Raw genomic sequence first — 17,663 nt, 5'->3', positions numbered from 1 at the left:
TGGTCGGCGAGCACGTGCTGGACACGACCGAGCTGCCGCTGCCCACCGACGGCCTCACGTCCGTCGGGGTCTGGGACCCCGCACCCGGTGCACACCGGCACCGAATGGCTGGTCGGCTTCGCGAGCGCACGCAAGTTCTTCAAGTTCCATCCGGCCCCGGCAGCAGGGCCGTCCCCGGATCGCCTGTCCCTGCGCGGCGCCGCCGTCGATCGGCTGGCCACCGAGGGCACCACGATCCTGCGGGTCGGCGAGGAGTGGCGGGTGCTGGCCAGCGACGGGCGGGACGGCCGGCGCGGGCAGTCCGCCCGCTACCCGATCTTCGACCCGGCAATGACCGAGGTCGGCGAGCTGGCCGCGGCGTACCCGACGAACCTGCCGTGGCCGACGCTGGTGGAGACCGAGACGGGCTGGCTGATGATCACCTTCAACGGGCGGCCCGCGACCGGCCCGCTGGTCGGCTACGGCACGCACGGCGACCTCGTGGTGCAACGAGAGGTCTCGCGCGTCTAACCTTGGTGTGACGGCGACCACTACACCCCAGTGGTCACCGAAATGAGGTCGCACACCCCGCGGCCGCACCTTCACACACAAGGACAAGCACCCATGTCTGTAGACGTCTTCGAGCTCGGCCACGAACACGAGCAGGTGGTCTTCGCCAACGACGAGGCGACCGGCCTCCGGGCGATCATCGCCATCCACTCCACCGCACTGGGACCCGCTCTCGGCGGCACCCGCTTCTACCCCTATGCGTCCACCGACGCCGCGATCGAGGACGTCCTCAACCTCTCGCGCGGCATGTCCTACAAGGCCGCGCTCGCCGGCCTCGACCTCGGTGGCGGCAAGGCGGTCATCATCGGCGACCCGGCCACGCTCAAGACCGAGGGACTGCTGCGCGCGTACGGCCGCTTCGTCCAGTCGCTGAACGGTCGCTACTACACGGCGTGCGACGTGGGCACGAACTCCTTGGACATGGACGACATCGCGCGCGAGTGCTCCTACGTCACCGGCCGCACCGTGGCGCACGGCGGCGCCGGGGACAGCTCGGTGCTGACGGCGTACGGCGTGTTCCGGGGCATGCGCGCGGCCGCCGAGCAGGTCTGGGGCTCCCCCGACGCTGGCGGGTCGCACCGTCGGTGTCGCCGGCGTCGGCAAGGTCGGTCGCCACCTCGTGCGCCACCCGGTCGAGGACGGCGCCACCGTCGTCGTCACCGACGTGCACCAGCCCTCGATCGACGCCGTGCGCGACGAGTTCCCGCAGGTGCAGGCGGTCGCCGACACCGACGCGCTCGTCGCGTCAGCGCTCGACGTCTACGCCCCCTGCGCACTCGGCGGTGCCCTGACCGATGAGGTCGTCGACGTGCTCAGCGCGAAGATCGTCTGTGGTGCGGCCAACAACCAGCTCGCCCACCCGGGCGTCGAGAAGCAGCTCGAGGACCGCGGCATCCTCTACGCCCCCGACTACTGCGTGAACTCCGGCGGCCTGATCCGGGTCGCCGACGAGCTCGAGGGCTTCTCGTTCGAGCGCGCCGAACAGCGCGCGAGCGGCATCTTCGAGACCACGCGCTCGGTGTTCGAGCTGGCCCGCACCGATGGCGTGCCGCCGGCGATCGCCGCCGATCGGCTCGCCGAGCGCCGCATGCGCGACGTGGGTCGCTTGCGCGGGGTGTGGCTGCCCTGACGGCAGGCGTCAACCGGATGGTGCGACGACTCGCGCCGTCCGGTTGACGCTCACGCGTCGGTGTGCGACGTCAGTCGCGTGACGGCTCGATGACGTCGGACCACTTCTCGAGGACTTCAGGATCGACCCGGTCATCCTGCTTGCCACTGTCGCCGTGCAGCTCGCTGGCGAGCGCACCGAAGTCCGTCTCGTGAGTGCGGTACTTCAGGTCGCGTGCGACCTTCGTCTGCTTGGCTTTAGCTCGGCCGCGCCCCATAGGGTCAGCCCCCTCGCAAATCGGCCGGGGCAACGAAGGCACCCGGGCTGTCCATAAGAATTTCTCGTGGGTACAACGCTACCTGCTCCCCGGGTGTTCCCGCACGCCGGGGCGTGTGAAACGCCGAGAAAGGCCGTGAATCCGGTCAGCGGTGGTCGCCGGTGAGCGTGACGCGGCCCTCGCCGCCCTCGCTGACCTCGCCCGCGACCCACGCGGGGATGCCGTGCCCGGCCAGCAGCTCGACCGCCGAGTCGACGGAATCGGCATCCAGCATGGCCACCATCCCGACGCCACAGTTGAGCGTGGCCTCCGTGTCGGCGCGGGAGACGCCGCCGACCTCCGCGACCAGTGAGAACACCGGCGGGAGGGCCCGGGAGCCGCGGTCCGGGGGTCGCGCCGAGCTCGACCGGCATGACCCGCTCGAGATTGGCCGCCGGGCCGCCGCCGGTCACGTGGGACATCGCGTGCACGCCGCCGGCGGCCGCGAGGTCCGTGCAGGCCTTGGCATAGATGCGGGTCGGCTCGAGGAGCTCCTCGCCCGGGGGTGCGACCGAGGACGTCGACGTCCTTGTCCAGCGCCCAGCCGGCCGTGTTCAGCAGCACGTGGCGGACCGGGGAGTAGCCGTTGGAGTGCAGCCCGCTGGAGCCCATGGCGAGCACCACGTCGCCTGCGCGGACGCGGCCGGGGCCGAGCAGGTTGTCGGCCTCCACGACGCCGGTGGCGGCCCCCGCGACGTCGTACTCGTCGGGGTCGAGGAGTCCGGGGTGCTCGGCGGTCTCGCCGCCGATGAGCGCACACCCGGCGACCACGCACGCCTCGGCAATGCCCTTGACGATCGCCGCGATCCGCTCGGGCACGACCCCGGCCGGTGGCGATGTAGTCGGTCATGAAGAGCGGCTCGGCGCCGCAGACGACGAGGTCGTCGACGACCATGCCGACGAGGTCGAAGCCGATGGTGTCGTGGACGTCCATCTGCTGCGCGATCGCCACCTTGGTGCCGACGCCGTCGGTGGAGGTCGCGAGCAGCGGGTGGGCGTACTTCGTGAGCGCACTCGCGTCGAAGAGGCCGGCGAAGCCGCCGAGCCCGCCGATCATCTCGGGGCGACGCGCCTTCTCGACCCAGCCCTTCATCAGGTCGATGGCTCGGTCGGCCGCCTCGATGGAGACACCGGCGGCCGCGTAGGCGCCTTCGGGCTGGGTCACGTCGTCTTCTCCGGGGTCAGGGGTTGTTGAGGACTGACAGCGCCGTCGCGTTGGCCGGCATCTCGAGGAGGTGCTTGCCCGGGCGGTCGGCGTCCGGCAGCTCGATCGGGTAGACGCCGTCGAAGCACGCGCGGCACAGATCATCCTTGGCGACCGCGGTCGCCTCGATCAGGTCGTCGAGATCGATGTAGCCCGGGGAGTCGGCATCGATGGACCGGCAGATCTCGTCGTTCGTCAGGCCGTTGGCGACCAGCTCCGCGCGCGTGGCGAAGTCGATGCCGTAGAAGCACGGCCACTTCACCGGCGGGGACGCGATGCGGACGTGCACCTCGAGGGCGCCCGCTTCGCGCAGCATGCGGACCAGGGCACGCTGGGTGTTGCCACGCACGATCGAGTCGTCGACGACAACGAGACGCTTGCCCTCGATCACGTCGCGCAGCGGGTTGAGCTTGAGTCGGATGCCGAGCTGGCGGATGGTCTCGCTCGGTTGGATGAAGGTGCGACCGACGTAGGAGTTCTTGACCAGCCCCACGCCGTACGGGATGCCCGAGGCCTCGGCGTAGCCGATGGCGGACGGGGTGCCCGACTCGGGGGTGGGGATGACGAGGTCGGCGTCGGCGGGGAACGCCTTGGCCGGGCGGCGGCCGATCTCGACCCGCACGCTGTGGACGCGCTTGCCGGTCATCATGGTGTCGGGGCGCGCGAGGTAGACGAACTCGAACAGGCAGTGCTTCGGGGCCGCCTCGGCGAACCGCTGCGTGCGCAGGCCGTCCTCGTCGATCGCGATCAGCTCACCCGGCTCGATCTCCCGGATGAAGGACGCGCCGACGATGTCGAGTGCGGCCGTCTCCGAGGCGACGACCCAGCCCCGCTCGAGCCGGCCCGGGACGAGCGGTCGGATCCCTTGCGGGTCGCGTGCGGCGTACAAGGTGTGCTCGTCCATCCAGACGAAGGAGTAGGCACCCCGGATCTTGGGCAGCAGGTCGACGGCGCGCTCCTCGACGGTCTGGCCGGGGTGGTGGGCCAGCAGCTGCGTGACGACCGAGGTGTCGTTGGTGCTCGCCGGAGGCATCCGGATGTCGAGGTGGTCGTCGTCCTTGATCATCTCGGCGAGGTCGGCGGTGTTGATCAGGTTGCCGTTGTGCGCGAGCGCGATGGACCCCGTCGCCGTGGGGTGGAAGGTCGGCTGGGCGTTGTGCCAGTGCTGGCACCGGTGGTGGAGTAGCGGGCGTGGCCGACGGCCGGTGGCCCTTCAGCGACTCCAGCGTCGACTCGTCGAACACCTGCGAGACCGGGCCCATGTCCTTGTAGACCGGGATCTGGCGGCCGTTGCTGACCGCGATGCCGGCCGACTCCCGGCCGCGGTGCTGCAGCGCGTAGAGGCCGAAGTAGCTCAGCTTGGCGACGTCTTCACCGGGCGCCCACACACCGAAGACGCCGCAGGCGTCCTGCGGGCCCCGGTCGTGGGGGTCGATGGCCGCGGTCAAACGGCCGTCGCCGCCCTTGCGGTGCGGGGGGCGTAGGGCACGGGCTGCAGTCTACGGCCGGGCTGGCCGTGACCCCGAATCGACCGGTCGGCGTGGACTGGTCGCCCTCGACGGCGTCACATCTTCGTCGCGCCGTCACGGATCGCCGCCCGGATGCGCGTGTAGGTGCCGCAGCGGCAGATGTTGCGGATCGTGTCGAGGTCGGCGTCGGTGATCGTCCTGCCCTCGCGCTTGGTCTTGTTGACGAGCGCGACGGCCGCCATGATCTGGCCGGGCTGGCAATAGCCGCACTGCGGGACGTCGCGGGCCAACCACGCCTCCTGCATGGGGTGCAGACCGTTCTGGCCGCGCTTGACTGCCGGGACCTCCTCGGGGAGGCCCTCGATCGTGGTCACCTTGTCGCCGGGCTGGAGGTCGCCCACCGGCACGGCGCACGGGTTGAAGGCACGACCGTTGATGTGCGAGGTGCAGGCCTTGCACACGTTGATGCTGCAGCCGTACTTGGGTCCGGTGACGCCCGGGACGTCGCGCAGCACCCAGAGCAGGCGCACGTCGTCCTCGACGTCGACGGTCACGGACTCGCCGTTGAGGATGAAGGTCTGTTCAGGCATGGGTGGGTCTCCTCACCGGGCGAGCTGGAGGCCGTTGGTCGGCGATTGCGGGATCGGGGGGATGAACGGCTTCGGCTCGAAGGACAGGGTGTCGTGGTTGATCGGGGAAGGAGGTCGGCATCGTGCCGGTGGCTCGGGCGTAGGCACAGGCCACGGCCGCGAAGGTCGCCGCGACGCCCGCCTCCCCCGCGCCACCGGGCTGCTCGGAGTCGGACGGCATCACGATCACGTCGACGCGCGGCGGGGTGTTCCACTGGCGGGTGTAGAAGTAGTTGTCCCAGCTCGCCTCAAGGAAGTGGCCGTCGCGCAGGTGCAGGCTCGAGGTCAGCGCGAGCGCGATGCCGTCGTTGATGCCACCCTGCATCTGGGCCTCGAGGCCACGCGGGTTGACCACGCGGCCGGCATCGATCGCGTAGGTCACGCGGGTCACCCGTGGTCCGGTCACGGCGTTGGGGATCGAGCGGTTCACGGTCGCGGGCCGGGTGTCGATCTCGACCACGCACGCCGAGACGCCCTTGTACTCCTTGTGGATGGCGATGCCCTGCGCCGTACCGGGTGCCATCGCCCGACCCCACTCGCCGGCAGCAGCGACCTTCTGCAGCACCGCGCGCAGCCGGGCGTTGCGCTCGAACTTGAGCCGGAAGGCCAGCGGATCCATCTTCATGCGCGCGGCGAGCTGGTCGACGACCAGCTCGGCGGCCACCCGGACGTCGGGTGAGTAGATGTTGCGCATGGAGCCGGTGTTGAAGCGCTCGTCGACCTCGAGCACGGTCTGGGTGACCTCCCCGAAGTTGTAGGGGATCTCCCCGGGTCAGGGCGAAGATCGTCTGCGCGAAGCCCCGGTTGCCGAGGCCGCCGGGGAGGTCGGAGCCGCGCGCGGTGAGCAGCTCACCGAGGCCGTGGCGGTAGTCGGTCTCCACGCAGGTCAGCGACTGGTTGAAGGTCAGCACCTCGCCACCGAGACAGGTCGCCTGCACCCGGCAGGTGCCGAGCGGGTGGGCGCGACCGGCGCGGGCGTCGTCGGCGCGGTGCCACATGAGCTTGACCGGCTGGCCCATCGCCTGCGAGATGCGGGCCGCCTCGAGCGCCCCGTCGAAGAACAGCCGGCGGCCGGAACGAGCCACCGGCGGTGACGACGTTGACCTTGACCCGGCCCTCGGCCATGCCGAGCGCCTCGGCGATGCGCTGCTGGGCGACGATCGGCGACTTGAGCCCGGCCCAGACAGTGGCGGAGTCGGCCCGGACGTCGGCGATGGCGCTGTTGGTGTCCATCGGGGAGTTGCTGCGGAAGTAGAAGACGAAGTCGCCGGTGACCGTCTGGATCAGCGGGTTGGTCGGCAGCGCCGGCATGGGGAGCTGGGCGGCGCGCACCTTGCCCGGGATCGTCGCGTCGCTCTCCCCGGCCACCGGCCCGGGAGCCCACACGACGTCCAACGCCCTGACCGCGTCGATGCACTGGCCGAACGTGCGGGCGCGTACGGCGACGCCGAAGTCGAGCAGGGCCACGTGGGTCACGCCCGGCATGGCCTTGACGGCCGCCTCGTTGCGGATCCCGGTCGCCGTTCCGTTCAGCGTGGGCGCCCGGCAGACCATCGTCGGCAGCGCGTTGTCAACCCGGGAGGTCGGTGGTGAAGTCCTTGGTGCCGGTGACGGCGGCGAGCGCGTCGACACGGTTCTGCGGGGTGCCGATGACGGTGAACTCCGCGGCCGACTTGAGCTCGACCTCGACCGCTCTGGTGGTGCTGCTGGCGGCACGGACGGCGAGCTCGCCATAGGTCACCGACGAGCCGTCGGGCGCCGAGATGACCCCACCCTTCGCGACCGGGCTGGCCACGGTGTCGCCGAGCACGATCGCGGCGGCCTCGAGGAGTGCGGCCTTCGCGACCGCGGCCGCGACCCGGATCGGTGTGTAGGTGGCAATCGTGGTGTTGGAGCCGCCCGTGAGCTGGTTGAAGAGCAGCTCGGGCCGCGCAGGCGCGAGGGTGACGACCACCTTGTCGAGCGGCAGGTCGAGCTCCTCGGCGATGAGCATCGCGCTCGAGGTCGTGATGCCCTGACCCACCTCGGCGCGTGGCAACGCGAAGGAGGCCGTGCCGTCCTCGTTGATCTGGACGGTGATCAGGTTGGCCGTCGGCCGCGCGGCGTCGGTCAATGCGTCGTTGAGGTCGTAGAGCTCGGCCGGCTGGGGCGTCGTCGGGATGACCGCAGCGGCCCGCTCGCTGAGCAGGCCGAGGTCCGCGGCCGCGACCAGCGTCGCACCGCCGATGACGTAGCCGAGGAAGCGTCGCCGGGGCACGGCGTGGTCGAGAGGGACGAGCCGAGGGGAGTGATCGGGCATGGGGGGTGTCCTTTCGCGGACCACCGCGGACCCGTGCGACGAGGTCCCGATGGGTGACTTGCCTCCCCCGACCCGCCTACTGTGTCACCCGTCACAGGCTGGCGCCATGCGCCGATCGCCTCACATTCGACCCCGCAGGTTGTGCAGTCCGCCCAACGGGCGCTCAGGTGTGGGTCAGACGCCACGCTCGCAGGGCGAGCGCGAGCTCCATGGGCGGCGGGTCCTCGCCCGGGGGCAGCCCTGTCAGCTCGGCCACCCGGCGGACCCGGTTGAGCACCGTGTTGCGGTGGCAGGGCAGGCGCTCCGCCGTACGCGTCGCGGAGCCGCCGCACGCGACCCGAGTCTCCGGGGTCTCCAGCAGTGCGGTGTGCTCGCCGACGGGAAGGGCGAGCACGGCGCCGAGCCACACGCTGACGAGGCGCTGGGCGACCCGGGGCGAGCCGAGCAGCAGGGCGTCGGGCAGCCGTTCGTCGTAGGACACGACGGCCGGGACGTCGGGCTCGATGGTGCGCAGGGTCGTGAGCGCCTCGCGGAACGCGACGTCGATGCGCCCGATGCCCCGCACCACCGACGAGACACCGACCGCGATGCCGGCAGTGGCACGCAGGACGTCGAGCGTGGGGCCAAGGTCAGGGTTGGCGAGCTGGATGAACCCCACGTGGCAGTCGGCGCGACGCTGCCGGGTGGAGGTGATGCCGCCTGCTCGCAAGCGTTCGGCCGAGTCGTCGACCACAGCGCCACCCGGGTCCGGGTGGTCCACCGCGGCGATGGCCAGCGGTCCGTCGATCCGGAGGTCGAGGATCCGCGAGGCCTCGAGAGCGAACGCGGGTTCGCCCCCGCGCCCGAACAGCAGGCCCTCCCACAGGGAGGCACGGCGTTGCTCGTCGGCGCGGACGATCCGCAGCTCTGTCGCGTGGTAGGCCCGGGCGACCTGCGCCGACGTCTCGTCGATCACCTGCCACAGGCGGGTGCCGATGATGCGCAGGGCGTCGGCGTCGAGCCGGTCGTCGGCCAGCGCCTCTCCGAGGAGGTCCTCCCAGATGAGCCGGCCGCCCATCCGGTAGGAGCGCAGCAGCTCGTCCAGCGGCAGCCCCCGGTCGGCCCGACGGTGCCCCGTCTCGCGCGCGGCGTCGTAGAGGACGCTCTCGGGCGGCGGCGGCTTGTCATCACCGACGGCGATCGCGAGAAGCTCGAGGGCGCTGACAATGTTGTCGTGGCACGAGCGCCGCAGGTCCTCGATCGGGACCGTGGTCCCCTCGTAGCCCGGGTGCTCGGAGACGATGGTGCGGACGAGCTGCTCGGTCACCTCGGGCACCCTCGTGCGCCGGTGGTGGTCCGGGAACGCGTGCGGCACTCGTCAGCCCACCGTCATGGCCATCAGCCGCCCGGGTTGCGGAGCAGGAAGGCCTCGGCCGGGACGACCTTCTCGAACTCGGCGAGGTGAAGGCCCTCGTTGGCGCCGTGGGCGCGCGTGTCGGGGTCCTCGACACCGGTGACGAGCACGCTCGCCTGCGGGAACGCCTCGAGGAACTCGGCGATGAACGGGATGGAGCCGCCCACGCCCATGTCGACCGGCTCAGTGCCGTCCCACGCCTCGGCGAAGGCGGCCCGCGCTGCGTCGTACGCCGGACCGGTCGCGTCGATCTGGGTGGCCTCGCCGGTGTCGACGACGACGGTGGTGAGGGTCGCGCCCCGGGGGACGTGCTTCTCGAGGTGCGCCCGGAGGCACTTCACGGCGTTCTCGGTGGTGTCACCGGGGGCGACGCGCAGGCTGATGCGGCAGCGGGCGGCGGGGACCCGGGGTGTTGGAGGCGCCGTCGACCTTGGGGGCGTCGAAGCCGGTGATGCTCAGCGCGGGCTGGGTCCACAGGCGCTCGACGGCCGAGCCGGTGCCGATCCACTCGATGCCCTCGGCGGCACCGGACTCCGCACGGAGGCGGGCCTCAGGGTAGTCGACGTCGGCCGCGGGTCCGCTGAACAGGCCCTCGATCAGCAGGTTGCCGGCGTCGTCGTGCAGGCTGGCGATGAGCCGGCTGAGCGTCATGATCGAGTCGGGCACGAGGCCGCCCCACATGCCGGAGTGGACGGCGTGGGTGAGCGTGCGGACCTCGACGTCCATCCGGACCGGGCCGCGCAGGCTGGTGGTGAGCGCGGGCTCGCCGATGTCCCAGTTGCCGGAGTCGGCGATCACGATGACGTCGGCCGCGAGGCGGTCCTTGTAGGTGTTGAGCAGCTCGACCGGGGTGTCGGAGCCGACCTCCTCCTCGCCCTCGATGAACATGACGAGGTTGACGGGCAGCTCGTCGCCGAAGATCCGGACGGCGCCGAGGTGGGCGGCGATGCCGGCCTTGTCGTCGGCGGCACCGCGGCCGTAGAGGCGGTCGCCACGCTCGGTGGGCTCCCGGGGCGGCGAGTCCCAGTCGGCGTGGTCGTTCTCGGGCTGCACGTCATGGTGGGCGTAGAGCAGCACGGTGGGCGCGCCCTCGGGTCCGGCCTTCTTGGCGATGACCGCCGGCGGGGCGCCGTCGAAGGCGCGCACGATCTCGGTCTCGAAGGCCTCGGCCTTGAACAGTGACTCGGTCAGCTCGGCGCTGCGCTCGACCTCACCGGCGCGAGCCGGGTCGGCGCTGACGGACTCGATGCGGACCGAGTCCTCGAGGTCGGAACGAAGGCCGGGGAGGACCTCGGCGAGCTTGGCGCGGATGTCGATCGTCATGTCACGCACCCTAGCCATGGCTAGGCTGCCGAGCATGAGCCGGGGCTGGACCCCGGACCGCGTCGTCGGACTTTTCGGCCTGCTCGCCGAGCAGCGGGCGGCCTGCGTCGCCCTGCGCCGCGACCTCCATGCCGACCCCCGGGTGGGCGGCGACGAGGCGGACACGGTGACCGCGATGGTCACGGCGCTGGGGCTCGACCACGAACCGTTGCCCGAAGGTGGCGCCCTCGTCCGGGTCGGGGCGAAGGACGGGCCGGCCGTCGGGCTCCGGGCCGAGCTCGATGGGTTGCCCGCTCGGTCGACTGCGTGTCGCGCAGCACGCTGTCGGCGACGGAGAGCAGCCGACCGCTCTCTGGCTCGACCAGCAGCAGCTCCTCCTCGACACCGACTGTCCGGACCATCCAGCCACTCTCGCAACTGGACGGTCCCGCGCGTCACGCCCGGGGAGGAGGGGCGACGCTCCGTGGTGTTGTGCCGCTCGACGTCCTTGAATCCGAGGCCGCGGTAGATGCGGATCGCGTCGCCGTCGGCGTCGGCCGCGATCACCAGCTTCTCGAGCTTGTACACCGCAAGCGCGTGCGCGCCGGCAGCGTGCACCACCGCCGCGGCCAGCCCCTGCCGGCGGTGCTCGGGGTGGGTCTCGACGGTCTGGTAGCGCGCGACGCCGGCGTGCGTCACGAAGACGGCGGCCGTGGTGACGAGCTCGTCGTCGACGAACGCACCGAACCGCTGGCCGACGCCGTTGGCGACCAGCGCCCGCTCCGCATCGTTCTTGCGCCGGGCGAACGTCAGCGCCAACCCGTCCTCGGTCCTCGGGTAGAGGACGTTGGCCAGCTGCGCCCGCTGCTCCCAGTCGTCGTCGCTCTCCAGCGCCCGGATCACGACGCCATCGGCGACGGGCCGCGGCTCCATGAGGGATCCGGCGGTCAGGACGGTGCCGACGTCGGCCTCCATGCCGGCGTCGACGAAGGCCTGCAGCTGCTCGGTCAGGTCGTCGACGCTGTCGACCCCGATGCTCACGTGCTCGGCCTCGGGGAACTCCGTGTGGAACGCCCCGATCACCTCGCGCTCACCACCGGGCACGGGCAGCTGCCTGAGCAGCAGGAAGTTGCCCCAGAAGTAGGTCGGGTTGGCCGGCGTGCGGATCACGAGGTGCGTTCCGCGGTCCTCGACCCGGCTGCCCGTCATCTCGAGCAGGCGCAGGTCGGTGCGGAAACCGAGGGAGCGGAGCATGTCAGTCCTTCTTCGTGTCTGTCAGGGGGAGGTACGCCGTCAGGTCGGTGCGCTCGCCACTGGCGATGATCCGGCCGCTGCCGATCGCCGTCTCCCACTCGAGGTCGCCGGTGGCCAGCGCGATCCGGGTCGCGGCATCGGTCTCGATCACCGCGGGCGGTGTGCCCCGGGTGTGTCGCACGCCGGGGATGACCTGCGCTGCGGCGTACGGCGGAACGCGGACCTCGACGGAGCTGCCCGGTGCTCGTTCGGCGAGCACGGCCGAGAAGTGCTTGGTCAGCAGCCTGTCGTCGGCTGCCGTCCGCTGCTCCAACGCCTGCGCGACCGCATCCGGGTCGGCGGGGCGGAGTCGGACGGGCACGGCTGCACCCTAGTCCGCGCCTCCGCCCCTACGCTGACCCGCATGACCGGGGAATCGCCGTCGCTGGAGCGCCTGTCGTCATCGGCGGTGCAGGCGACGGTCGCACGGCTCAGCGCGCGGATCGAGGCGCGCTTCCCCACGCGGGGGCTGGCCCGGGTCGCGGGCGAGCTGACGACACTGGCGCATGACGTGTCCGTCGGTGCCGCGGGCGCTCGTGCTCGGTTGCACTGGATCAGGTGGGCGTCCCGGATGGGGATCGCCGTCGTCGTACTCGCGTCGATCGTCGCCTTCGCCCCGGCCATGCAGGACGCCGAGCTCGTGGACAGCTCGGTCGACTGGCTGCCGTTGATCGAGAGCGCGATCAACGACCCGGTCTTTGCCGCGATCGCCGTCTTCTTCCTGCACGCCCTGCCCAACCGGGTCGAGCGCGGACAGCTGCTCGGTCTGCTGCACCGGCTGCGCTCGCTGGCGCACATCGTCGACATGCACCAGCTGACGAAGGATCCCGAGCGGCTGCGCGCCGACTTCACGCCGACGCCCGCGTCTGCTGACCTCGACCTCGACCGGGCCGGCATGGAGCACTACCTCGACTACTGCTCAGAGCTGCTCAGCCTCATCGGCAAGGTTGCCGCGCTGTGCGCGGAGGAGTCACGCGACCCGGTCGTCCTCGACACCGTGAGCACGGTCGAGACCCTGACCACCGGGATGTCGCGCAAGATCTGGCAGAAGATCAGCCTGCTGCCGGACTGATCAGGTCGAGCACGTCGACGATCGCGCGCCACGCGTCCGTGCCGGTGTCGATCAGGTCGAAGTGGCCACCACTGACCTCGATCAGCTCGGCCGTGGCTCCGGCCTCGGTCGCGGCCCGGACATAACCCTCGGACTGGCTGATCGGCACCGCCCGGTCGTCGCTTGCATGCAGGCACCACACCGGTACGTCGAGCGGGACCTGCCGCGCCGGATCGGTCAGGTCATAGGCGGGGTCGTCGGGCGCGACGCCCATCAGGCTCTGCACCGCTCCCCCGCCAAGATTCTGGTCGTACGCCGACGTCAGGTCGAGCACGCCGGCCTGCGACACCACGTGGGTGACCTCGACGCCGCCGGCCCACTCGTCGAAGCGCTGGCGGGCGGCCGCCCGAGCCGCGAGGTGACCGCCGGCGGAGTGGCCGAGCGTGACGACGGGCCCTTCGCCCTCGACCGGGTTGATGGCCGCGTGGATGTCGTCGAAGGTCGACGGGAACCCGCCACCGTTGCCGACTCGCCTGTACTCGACGTTCAGCGCCGTCCAGCCCCGCGAGGCCGGGTCCGCGGCCAGCGTCGCGCCGAGGTCGGCCGCATACCTCGCCTGCCAGAAGCCGCCGTGGATGACGACGACCGTGCCTCGGCTCGGGCCCTCGGGGTCGAGGCGGTCGACCCACTGGGACGGGTCCCGGCCGTAGGTCAGACGGGTGGGCATCGAGTCGCCTCCGGGTGATCTCTTGCTCGGGTCGGGGCTGCCGCTGCTCGCGCAGGCGGCAGCAATCGGGAGGAGTGCGGCGGCCGCCAGTGCGGCGCGCCGAGTCACGACAGGCATCGACGTCGACCCTATCGAGCCGCCCTCTTGCCAGTGGCGTGTGTCACACCTAGGTTTCCCTCGTGCCCGGGACCACCCGGGTTGTTTCCCTCGGAGAGGATCCACATGTTGCACGCCCCACGCAGGACTTCGCGGCCCACCCGCACCGCGTTCCCGGCCATCGCCTCGACAGCAGCGCTCGCCACCGCAGCGCTCGTCGCCCCTGACCGCCGCCACCGGGGAGACCCCCGACCCGGTGTCCACCTCGGCCGCGCTGCGCGCCGCCGTCACCCCCGAGGGCGTGATGGCGCACCCGGACGAGCTCCGGGCCATCGCCGACGACAACGACGGCACTCGCGCCTCCGGCACTCCCGGCTACGCCGCGTCGAAGGACTACGTCGTGAGCAAGCTGAAGGCCGCGGGCTACAGCCCGACGGTCCGAGCCTTCGACTTTCCCTTCTACCGACAGCTCGAGACGGCAACCTTCGACGTGACCGCGCCGACGGCCGCGTCCTACGTCGACGGCACGGACTTCGCCCTCATGACCTACTCCGGCTCGGGCGACGCCACCGGCACCGTCCGGGCGGTCGACCTCAACCCGGGCGGCACGTCCACCAGCGGCTGCGAGGCGGCTGACTTCACTGGCTTCACGAGCGGCAACATCGCCCCGGTCCGCCGTGGCAGCTGCGCCTTCGCGATCAAGGTCGTCAATGCCCGGGACGCGGGCGCCTCGGCGGTGATCGTGATGAACACCAACCCGGGCGCCCCAGCCTTCGGCGGCACCCTCGGCTCGCCGGTCGGGACGGTCCCGTCGCTGGGCACCAGCTACGCCATCGGGTCCTCGCTGGCCGACGGCGGCACGGCGCACATCGTCGCCAGCACCGAGTCCGAGATCCGCCAGACCCGGAACGTCCACGCCGACACCAAGACCGGCGAGAGGGAGACCACGGTCCACGCGGGTGCCCACCTCGACAGCGTGGTGGCCGGGCCGGGCATCAACGACAACGGCTCCGGCTCCGCCGCCCTCCTCGAGGTCGCCGAGCAGATCGCCACCACCAAGACTCCCAACCGCATCCGCTTCTCGTGGTGGGGTGCTGAGGAGCTCGGCCTGCTGGGCTCCAACCACTACATCAACGACCTCGCGGCCAACAAGCCGTCCATGCTGAAGAAGACCGCGCTCTACCTCAACTTCGACATGGTCGGCTCGCCCAACTACGCGCTGTTCGTCTACGACGGCGACAACTCGGCATTCCCTGTCGGCCCGGGCGCGGCTCAGGGTCCTGAGGGCTCCGGGGCGATCGAGAAGCTGTTCCACGACTACTTCGGCTCGCAGGACCTGCCGTCGGCCGAGACCCCGTTCAGCGGTCGTAGCGACTACGGCCCGTTCATCGCCAAGGGCATTCCCGCGGGTGGCCTGTTCACCGGGGCCGAGGGCGTCAAGACCCCGTCCCAAGGCCGAGCTGTTCGGCGGCGTCGCCGGCGTCTCCTACGACTCCTGCTACCACGCTGCCTGCGACACGATCGCCAACGTCAACGCCGACGCGATCGACTTCAACTCCGACGCGATGGCGCACGCCGTGCTCACCTACGCCAACTCCCTCAGCTCGCTCAGTGAGCCGGTGGTCGGCGGAGCGCACGGTGACGGCACGCCCGGTGGCGGCGGCCTGCACGACGACGAGCACGACCTGCCGTCGATCTGACGCACGTCACTCCTGTACGGCGAAGGGCCCCCGCCTCGGCGGGGGCCCTTCCTCGTGCTGACACCGGGGCCGGTGTAGTTACGTGAGAGTTTGTGGTGTTTTCGTCGGAGGACGACAAACTCTCACTTAACTACCCCACCGAGGCGCGGGAAGGGCTGGCCGGAAGGACCCTGCGGATCTCCTCGTCAGCCCGGGGCAGCGGGCAGGGTCGCGGACCGGGCGGCGCGGAGCTCGGCGACGGGGACCTCGAACTGCCCCTCGACGGCGATCGTGTCGCCGCCGGTCTGTCCGATCGCCGTGACCGGGACGCCGTGCTTCTCGGCCAGCGCGACGAGCGCGTCGGCGTTGTCGGTGGTCACCGTCACGATGGCCCGAGCAGCGGATTCGGAGAAGAGGGCGACGAACGGGTCGCCCGGCAGAGCCACCGAGACACCCACCCCGTTGCGGAAGGAGGACTCCGCCGGGGCCTGAGCCAGTCCGCCGTCGGACAGGTCATGGGCACTGGTGACAACTGAATCGCGCGAAGCCTCGACGAGCAGTGTGGACAGCGCCCGCTCGGCACCGAGGTCGATCTGCGGCGGCAGGCCACCGAGGTGTCCGTGGATGACGTGCGCCCATTCCGAGCCGGAGAGCTCCTCGCGGGTCTCGCCGAGCACGAAGACGCGCTCGCCCGCAGCCGGGAAGCCACTCGGCGTACGCCGCGTGACGTCCTCAATGACGCCCGGGATCGCCACCACCGGGGTCGGCAGGATCGCCGTGTCGCCGGTCTGGTTGTAGAGGCTGACGTTGCCGCCGGTCACCGGGATGCCGAGCTCGAGGCAGGCGTCCTTGAGGCCGCGGCAGGCCTCGGCGAACTGCCACATCACGTCGGGGTCCTCCGGGGAGCCGAAGTTGAGGCAGTCGCTCATCGCCATCGGGGTGGCACCGACGGTGGACACGTTGCGGTAGGACTCGACGAACGCGAGCTGGGCACCGGTGTAGGGGTCGAGCTTCGCGAAGCGTCCGTTGCAGTCGGTGGACAGTGCGACGCCGAGGTTGGTCTCGTCGTCGATGCGGATCATGCCGCCGTCCTCGGGCTGGGACAGGACCGTGTTGCCGCGGACGTAGCGGTCGTACTGGTCGGTGACCCGGGACTTGTCGCAGAGGTTGGGGCTGGCGACCATGGTCTTCAGCGTCGCCGCGAGCTCGTCGCCGCTCGTGGGGCGCGGGAGCGCCTCCGCCGCGTCGGCCTGCAGGGCGTCCTGCCGGGCGGGGCGGGCGAAGGGACGGTGATAGGTCGGGCCGTCGTGCGCGACGGAGGCGGGAGGCACGTCGACGATGCGCTCGCCGTGCCAGTCGATCTCGAGGCGACCGGTGGTGGTGACCTCGCCGATCACGGCTGCCTCGACCTCCCACTTGGCGCAGATCGCGAGGAACTCCTCGACGTGGTGCGGCTCGACGACCGCCATCATGCGTTCCTGCGACTCGCTCATCAGGATCTCTTCGGGAGCCAGCGTCGAGTCGCGCAGCGGGACCCGCTCCGGGTCGCAGTGCATGCCGCCGTCACCGGCCGAGGCCAGCTCGGAGGTGGCGCACGACAGGCCCGCGCCACCGAGGTCCCGGATGCCGTTGACGACGCCGGCGGCGAAGAGCTCGAGCGTGCACTCGATGAGCAGCTTCTCCATGAAGGGGTCGCCGACCTGCACGCTGGGGCGCTTCGCGGGACCGGTCGACTCGAACGTCTCGGACGCCGGGATGGACACGCCACCGATGCCGTCGCCGCCGGTGCGGGCGCCGTACAGGATGACGAGGTTGCCCTCGCCGGCCGCCTTCGCGAGGTGCAGGTCCTCATGGCGCAGGACGCCGAGGCCCGGGGCGTTGACGAGCGGGTTGCCGGCGTAGGTCGCGTCGAAGACGACCTCGCCACCGATGTTGGCCGTGCCGAGGCAGTTGCCGTAGCCGCCGACGCCGGCGACGATCCCGGGCAGCACGCGGTGGGTGTCGGGAGCGTCGAGCGGGCCGAAGCGCAGCGGGTCCATGACTGCGACGGGGCGAGCGCCCATCGCCGGGATGTCGCGGACGATGCCGCCGACGCCGGTCGCCGCACCCCCGGTAGGGCTCGACGTAGGACGGGTGGTTGTGCGACTCGACCTTGAACGAGACCGCATAGCCCCCGGCCGATGTCGATGACGCCGGCGTTCTCTCCGATGCCGGCCAGCATCTTGCCGATCGGGGTCTCCTGCGGGACCTCGCCGAACTGCTTGAGGTGCACCTTGCTCGACTTGTAGGAGCAGTGCTCGGACCACATGACGCTGTACATCGCGAGCTCGCTGCTCGTGGGGCGGCGCCCGAGGATCTCGCGGATGGTGGCGTACTCATCCGCCTTCAGGCCGAGCTCGGCCCGGGGCTGCTCCCGCTCGGGATCACCGGAGGCGACGGCCACGGTGTCGAGGGTGCTCGTGCGGGGGGCCTGCTGGGTCTCTGACACGGGCGTCAATCTACTAAGGCGCGCGACGACTCGCGCTGCCGCGTCCGCACGGCGGCGCAC

General features: G+C 71.2%; 16 protein-coding genes and 3 pseudogenes. 6 read left to right on the top strand and 13 right to left on the bottom strand.

Annotation, left to right across the window (positions count from 1 at the left end):
- The first annotated feature begins 87 nt into the window (after positions 1-87).
- The 3 genes from LP418_RS14705 (at position 88) to LP418_RS14695 (ending at position 1,678) form a co-directional block, all read left to right on the top strand.
- Positions 88-510: a hypothetical protein gene (locus LP418_RS14705; protein ID WP_257956838.1), complete on the top strand. Its 423-nt coding sequence runs from the start codon at positions 88-90 to the stop codon at positions 508-510.
- A 93-nt stretch (positions 511-603) separates the two neighbouring features.
- Positions 604-1,347: a Glu/Leu/Phe/Val dehydrogenase dimerization domain-containing protein gene (locus LP418_RS30935; RefSeq protein ID WP_336275999.1), complete on the top strand. Its 744-nt coding sequence runs from the start codon at positions 604-606 to the stop codon at positions 1,345-1,347.
- Complete coding sequence (locus LP418_RS14695) at positions 1,238-1,678, top strand: hypothetical protein (protein WP_336275998.1); 441 nt, start codon at positions 1,238-1,240, stop codon at positions 1,676-1,678. The genes LP418_RS30935 and LP418_RS14695 overlap by 110 nt, the downstream gene beginning before the upstream one ends.
- 70 nt (positions 1,679-1,748) lie before the next feature.
- Here the strand turns inward: LP418_RS14695 and LP418_RS14690 are convergent, their stop codons facing one another.
- The 11 genes and pseudogenes from LP418_RS14690 to LP418_RS14640 all read right to left on the bottom strand — a co-directional run bounded on the left by LP418_RS14690 (position 1,749) and on the right by LP418_RS14640 (position 11,884).
- On the bottom strand, positions 1,749-1,934 hold the full coding sequence (locus LP418_RS14690; protein ID WP_257956836.1) for a DUF3073 domain-containing protein: 186 nt from the start codon (positions 1,932-1,934) through the stop codon (positions 1,749-1,751).
- 145 nt (positions 1,935-2,079) lie between these two features.
- Positions 2,080-3,138: pseudogene (gene purM / locus LP418_RS14685) on the bottom strand (phosphoribosylformylglycinamidine cyclo-ligase).
- Between the two features lie 16 nt (positions 3,139-3,154).
- Positions 3,155-4,625, bottom strand: a pseudogene (gene purF / locus LP418_RS14680) (amidophosphoribosyltransferase).
- 116 nt (positions 4,626-4,741) lie between these two features.
- Complete coding sequence (locus tag LP418_RS14675) at positions 4,742-5,236, bottom strand: (2Fe-2S)-binding protein (RefSeq protein WP_257956835.1); 495 nt, start codon at positions 5,234-5,236, stop codon at positions 4,742-4,744.
- Positions 5,229-6,005, bottom strand: coding sequence for a molybdopterin cofactor-binding domain-containing protein (locus LP418_RS14670; protein ID WP_257956834.1), 777 nt, complete (start codon positions 6,003-6,005; stop codon positions 5,229-5,231). The genes LP418_RS14675 and LP418_RS14670 overlap by 8 nt, the downstream gene beginning before the upstream one ends.
- Positions 6,006-6,124: 119 nt before the next feature.
- Positions 6,125-6,829 (bottom strand): molybdopterin cofactor-binding domain-containing protein, encoded by a 705-nt coding sequence (locus tag LP418_RS14665; protein WP_257956833.1) that lies wholly within the window; start codon positions 6,827-6,829, stop codon positions 6,125-6,127.
- Positions 6,830-6,845: 16 nt separating this feature from the next.
- Positions 6,846-7,574: a molybdopterin cofactor-binding domain-containing protein gene (locus LP418_RS14660; protein ID WP_257956832.1), complete on the bottom strand. Its 729-nt coding sequence runs from the start codon at positions 7,572-7,574 to the stop codon at positions 6,846-6,848.
- Positions 7,575-7,737: 163 nt separating this feature from the next.
- A complete protein-coding gene (locus tag LP418_RS14655; RefSeq protein WP_257956831.1) occupies positions 7,738-8,880 on the bottom strand; it encodes a PucR family transcriptional regulator in 1,143 nt (380 codons plus the stop codon).
- Between the two features lie 71 nt (positions 8,881-8,951).
- Entirely contained in the window at positions 8,952-9,308 is a 357-nt protein-coding gene (locus LP418_RS14650; RefSeq protein ID WP_257956830.1) for a hypothetical protein, read from the bottom strand.
- A 16-nt stretch (positions 9,309-9,324) separates the two neighbouring features.
- The gene (locus LP418_RS14645; RefSeq protein WP_257956829.1) at positions 9,325-11,523 is read right to left on the bottom strand and encodes a M20/M25/M40 family metallo-hydrolase; all 2,199 of its coding nucleotides are present in this window, start codon (positions 11,521-11,523) and stop codon (positions 9,325-9,327) included.
- A 1-nt stretch (position 11,524) separates the two neighbouring features.
- The gene (locus LP418_RS14640) at positions 11,525-11,884 is read right to left on the bottom strand and encodes a sterol carrier family protein (RefSeq protein WP_257956828.1); all 360 of its coding nucleotides are present in this window, start codon (positions 11,882-11,884) and stop codon (positions 11,525-11,527) included.
- Positions 11,885-11,926: 42 nt separating this feature from the next.
- On the opposite strand from LP418_RS14640, the gene LP418_RS14635 reads away from it, so the two are divergent.
- Positions 11,927-12,634, top strand: a complete 708-nt coding sequence (locus tag LP418_RS14635) for a hypothetical protein (RefSeq protein WP_257956827.1) — start codon at positions 11,927-11,929, stop codon at positions 12,632-12,634.
- Here the strand turns inward: LP418_RS14635 and LP418_RS14630 are convergent.
- On the bottom strand, positions 12,615-13,340 hold the full coding sequence (locus LP418_RS14630; protein WP_257956826.1) for an alpha/beta hydrolase family protein: 726 nt from the start codon (positions 13,338-13,340) through the stop codon (positions 12,615-12,617). The genes LP418_RS14635 and LP418_RS14630 overlap by 20 nt on opposite strands.
- Before the next feature lie 352 nt (positions 13,341-13,692).
- Between LP418_RS14630 and LP418_RS14625 the strand changes: the two genes are divergently transcribed.
- Entirely contained in the window at positions 13,693-15,051 is a 1,359-nt protein-coding gene (locus tag LP418_RS14625; protein ID WP_257956825.1) for a M28 family peptidase, read from the top strand.
- Positions 15,014-15,136 (top strand): hypothetical protein, encoded by a 123-nt coding sequence (locus LP418_RS14620; protein WP_257956824.1) that lies wholly within the window; start codon positions 15,014-15,016, stop codon positions 15,134-15,136. Before LP418_RS14625 ends, LP418_RS14620 begins: the two co-directional genes overlap by 38 nt.
- Positions 15,137-15,321: 185 nt before the next feature.
- Here LP418_RS14620 and purL read toward each other — a convergent pair.
- Positions 15,322-17,603: pseudogene (gene purL / locus LP418_RS14615) on the bottom strand (phosphoribosylformylglycinamidine synthase subunit PurL).
- Between the last annotated feature and the right edge of the window lie 60 nt (positions 17,604-17,663).

This window comes from Nocardioides sp. B-3, assembly GCF_024703895.1.
Classification (GTDB): domain Bacteria; phylum Actinomycetota; class Actinomycetes; order Propionibacteriales; family Nocardioidaceae; genus Nocardioides.
Note: the sequence above shows the minus strand (reverse complement) of the source record. Positions and strands in the feature narration are given on the sequence as shown.

What these genes read in the sequence shown, in the direction of transcription:
- LP418_RS30935 (WP_336275999.1), top strand. Translation starts at nt 604, where the DNA reads ATGTCTGTAGACGTCTTCGAGCTCGGCCACGAACACGAGCAGGTGGTC.
- LP418_RS14690 (WP_257956836.1), bottom strand. Translation starts at nt 1,934, where the DNA reads ATGGGGCGCGGCCGAGCTAAAGCCAAGCAGACGAAGGTCGCACGCGAC.
- LP418_RS14675 (WP_257956835.1), bottom strand. Translation starts at nt 5,236, where the DNA reads ATGCCTGAACAGACCTTCATCCTCAACGGCGAGTCCGTGACCGTCGAC.
- LP418_RS14665 (WP_257956833.1), bottom strand. Translation starts at nt 6,829, where the DNA reads ATGGTCTGCCGGGCGCCCACGCTGAACGGAACGGCGACCGGGATCCGC.
- LP418_RS14660 (WP_257956832.1), bottom strand. Translation starts at nt 7,574, where the DNA reads ATGCCCGATCACTCCCCTCGGCTCGTCCCTCTCGACCACGCCGTGCCC.
- LP418_RS14645 (WP_257956829.1), bottom strand. Translation starts at nt 11,523, where the DNA reads ATGCTCCGCTCCCTCGGTTTCCGCACCGACCTGCGCCTGCTCGAGATG.
- LP418_RS14635 (WP_257956827.1), top strand. Translation starts at nt 11,927, where the DNA reads ATGACCGGGGAATCGCCGTCGCTGGAGCGCCTGTCGTCATCGGCGGTG.
- LP418_RS14630 (WP_257956826.1), bottom strand. Translation starts at nt 13,340, where the DNA reads ATGCCCACCCGTCTGACCTACGGCCGGGACCCGTCCCAGTGGGTCGAC.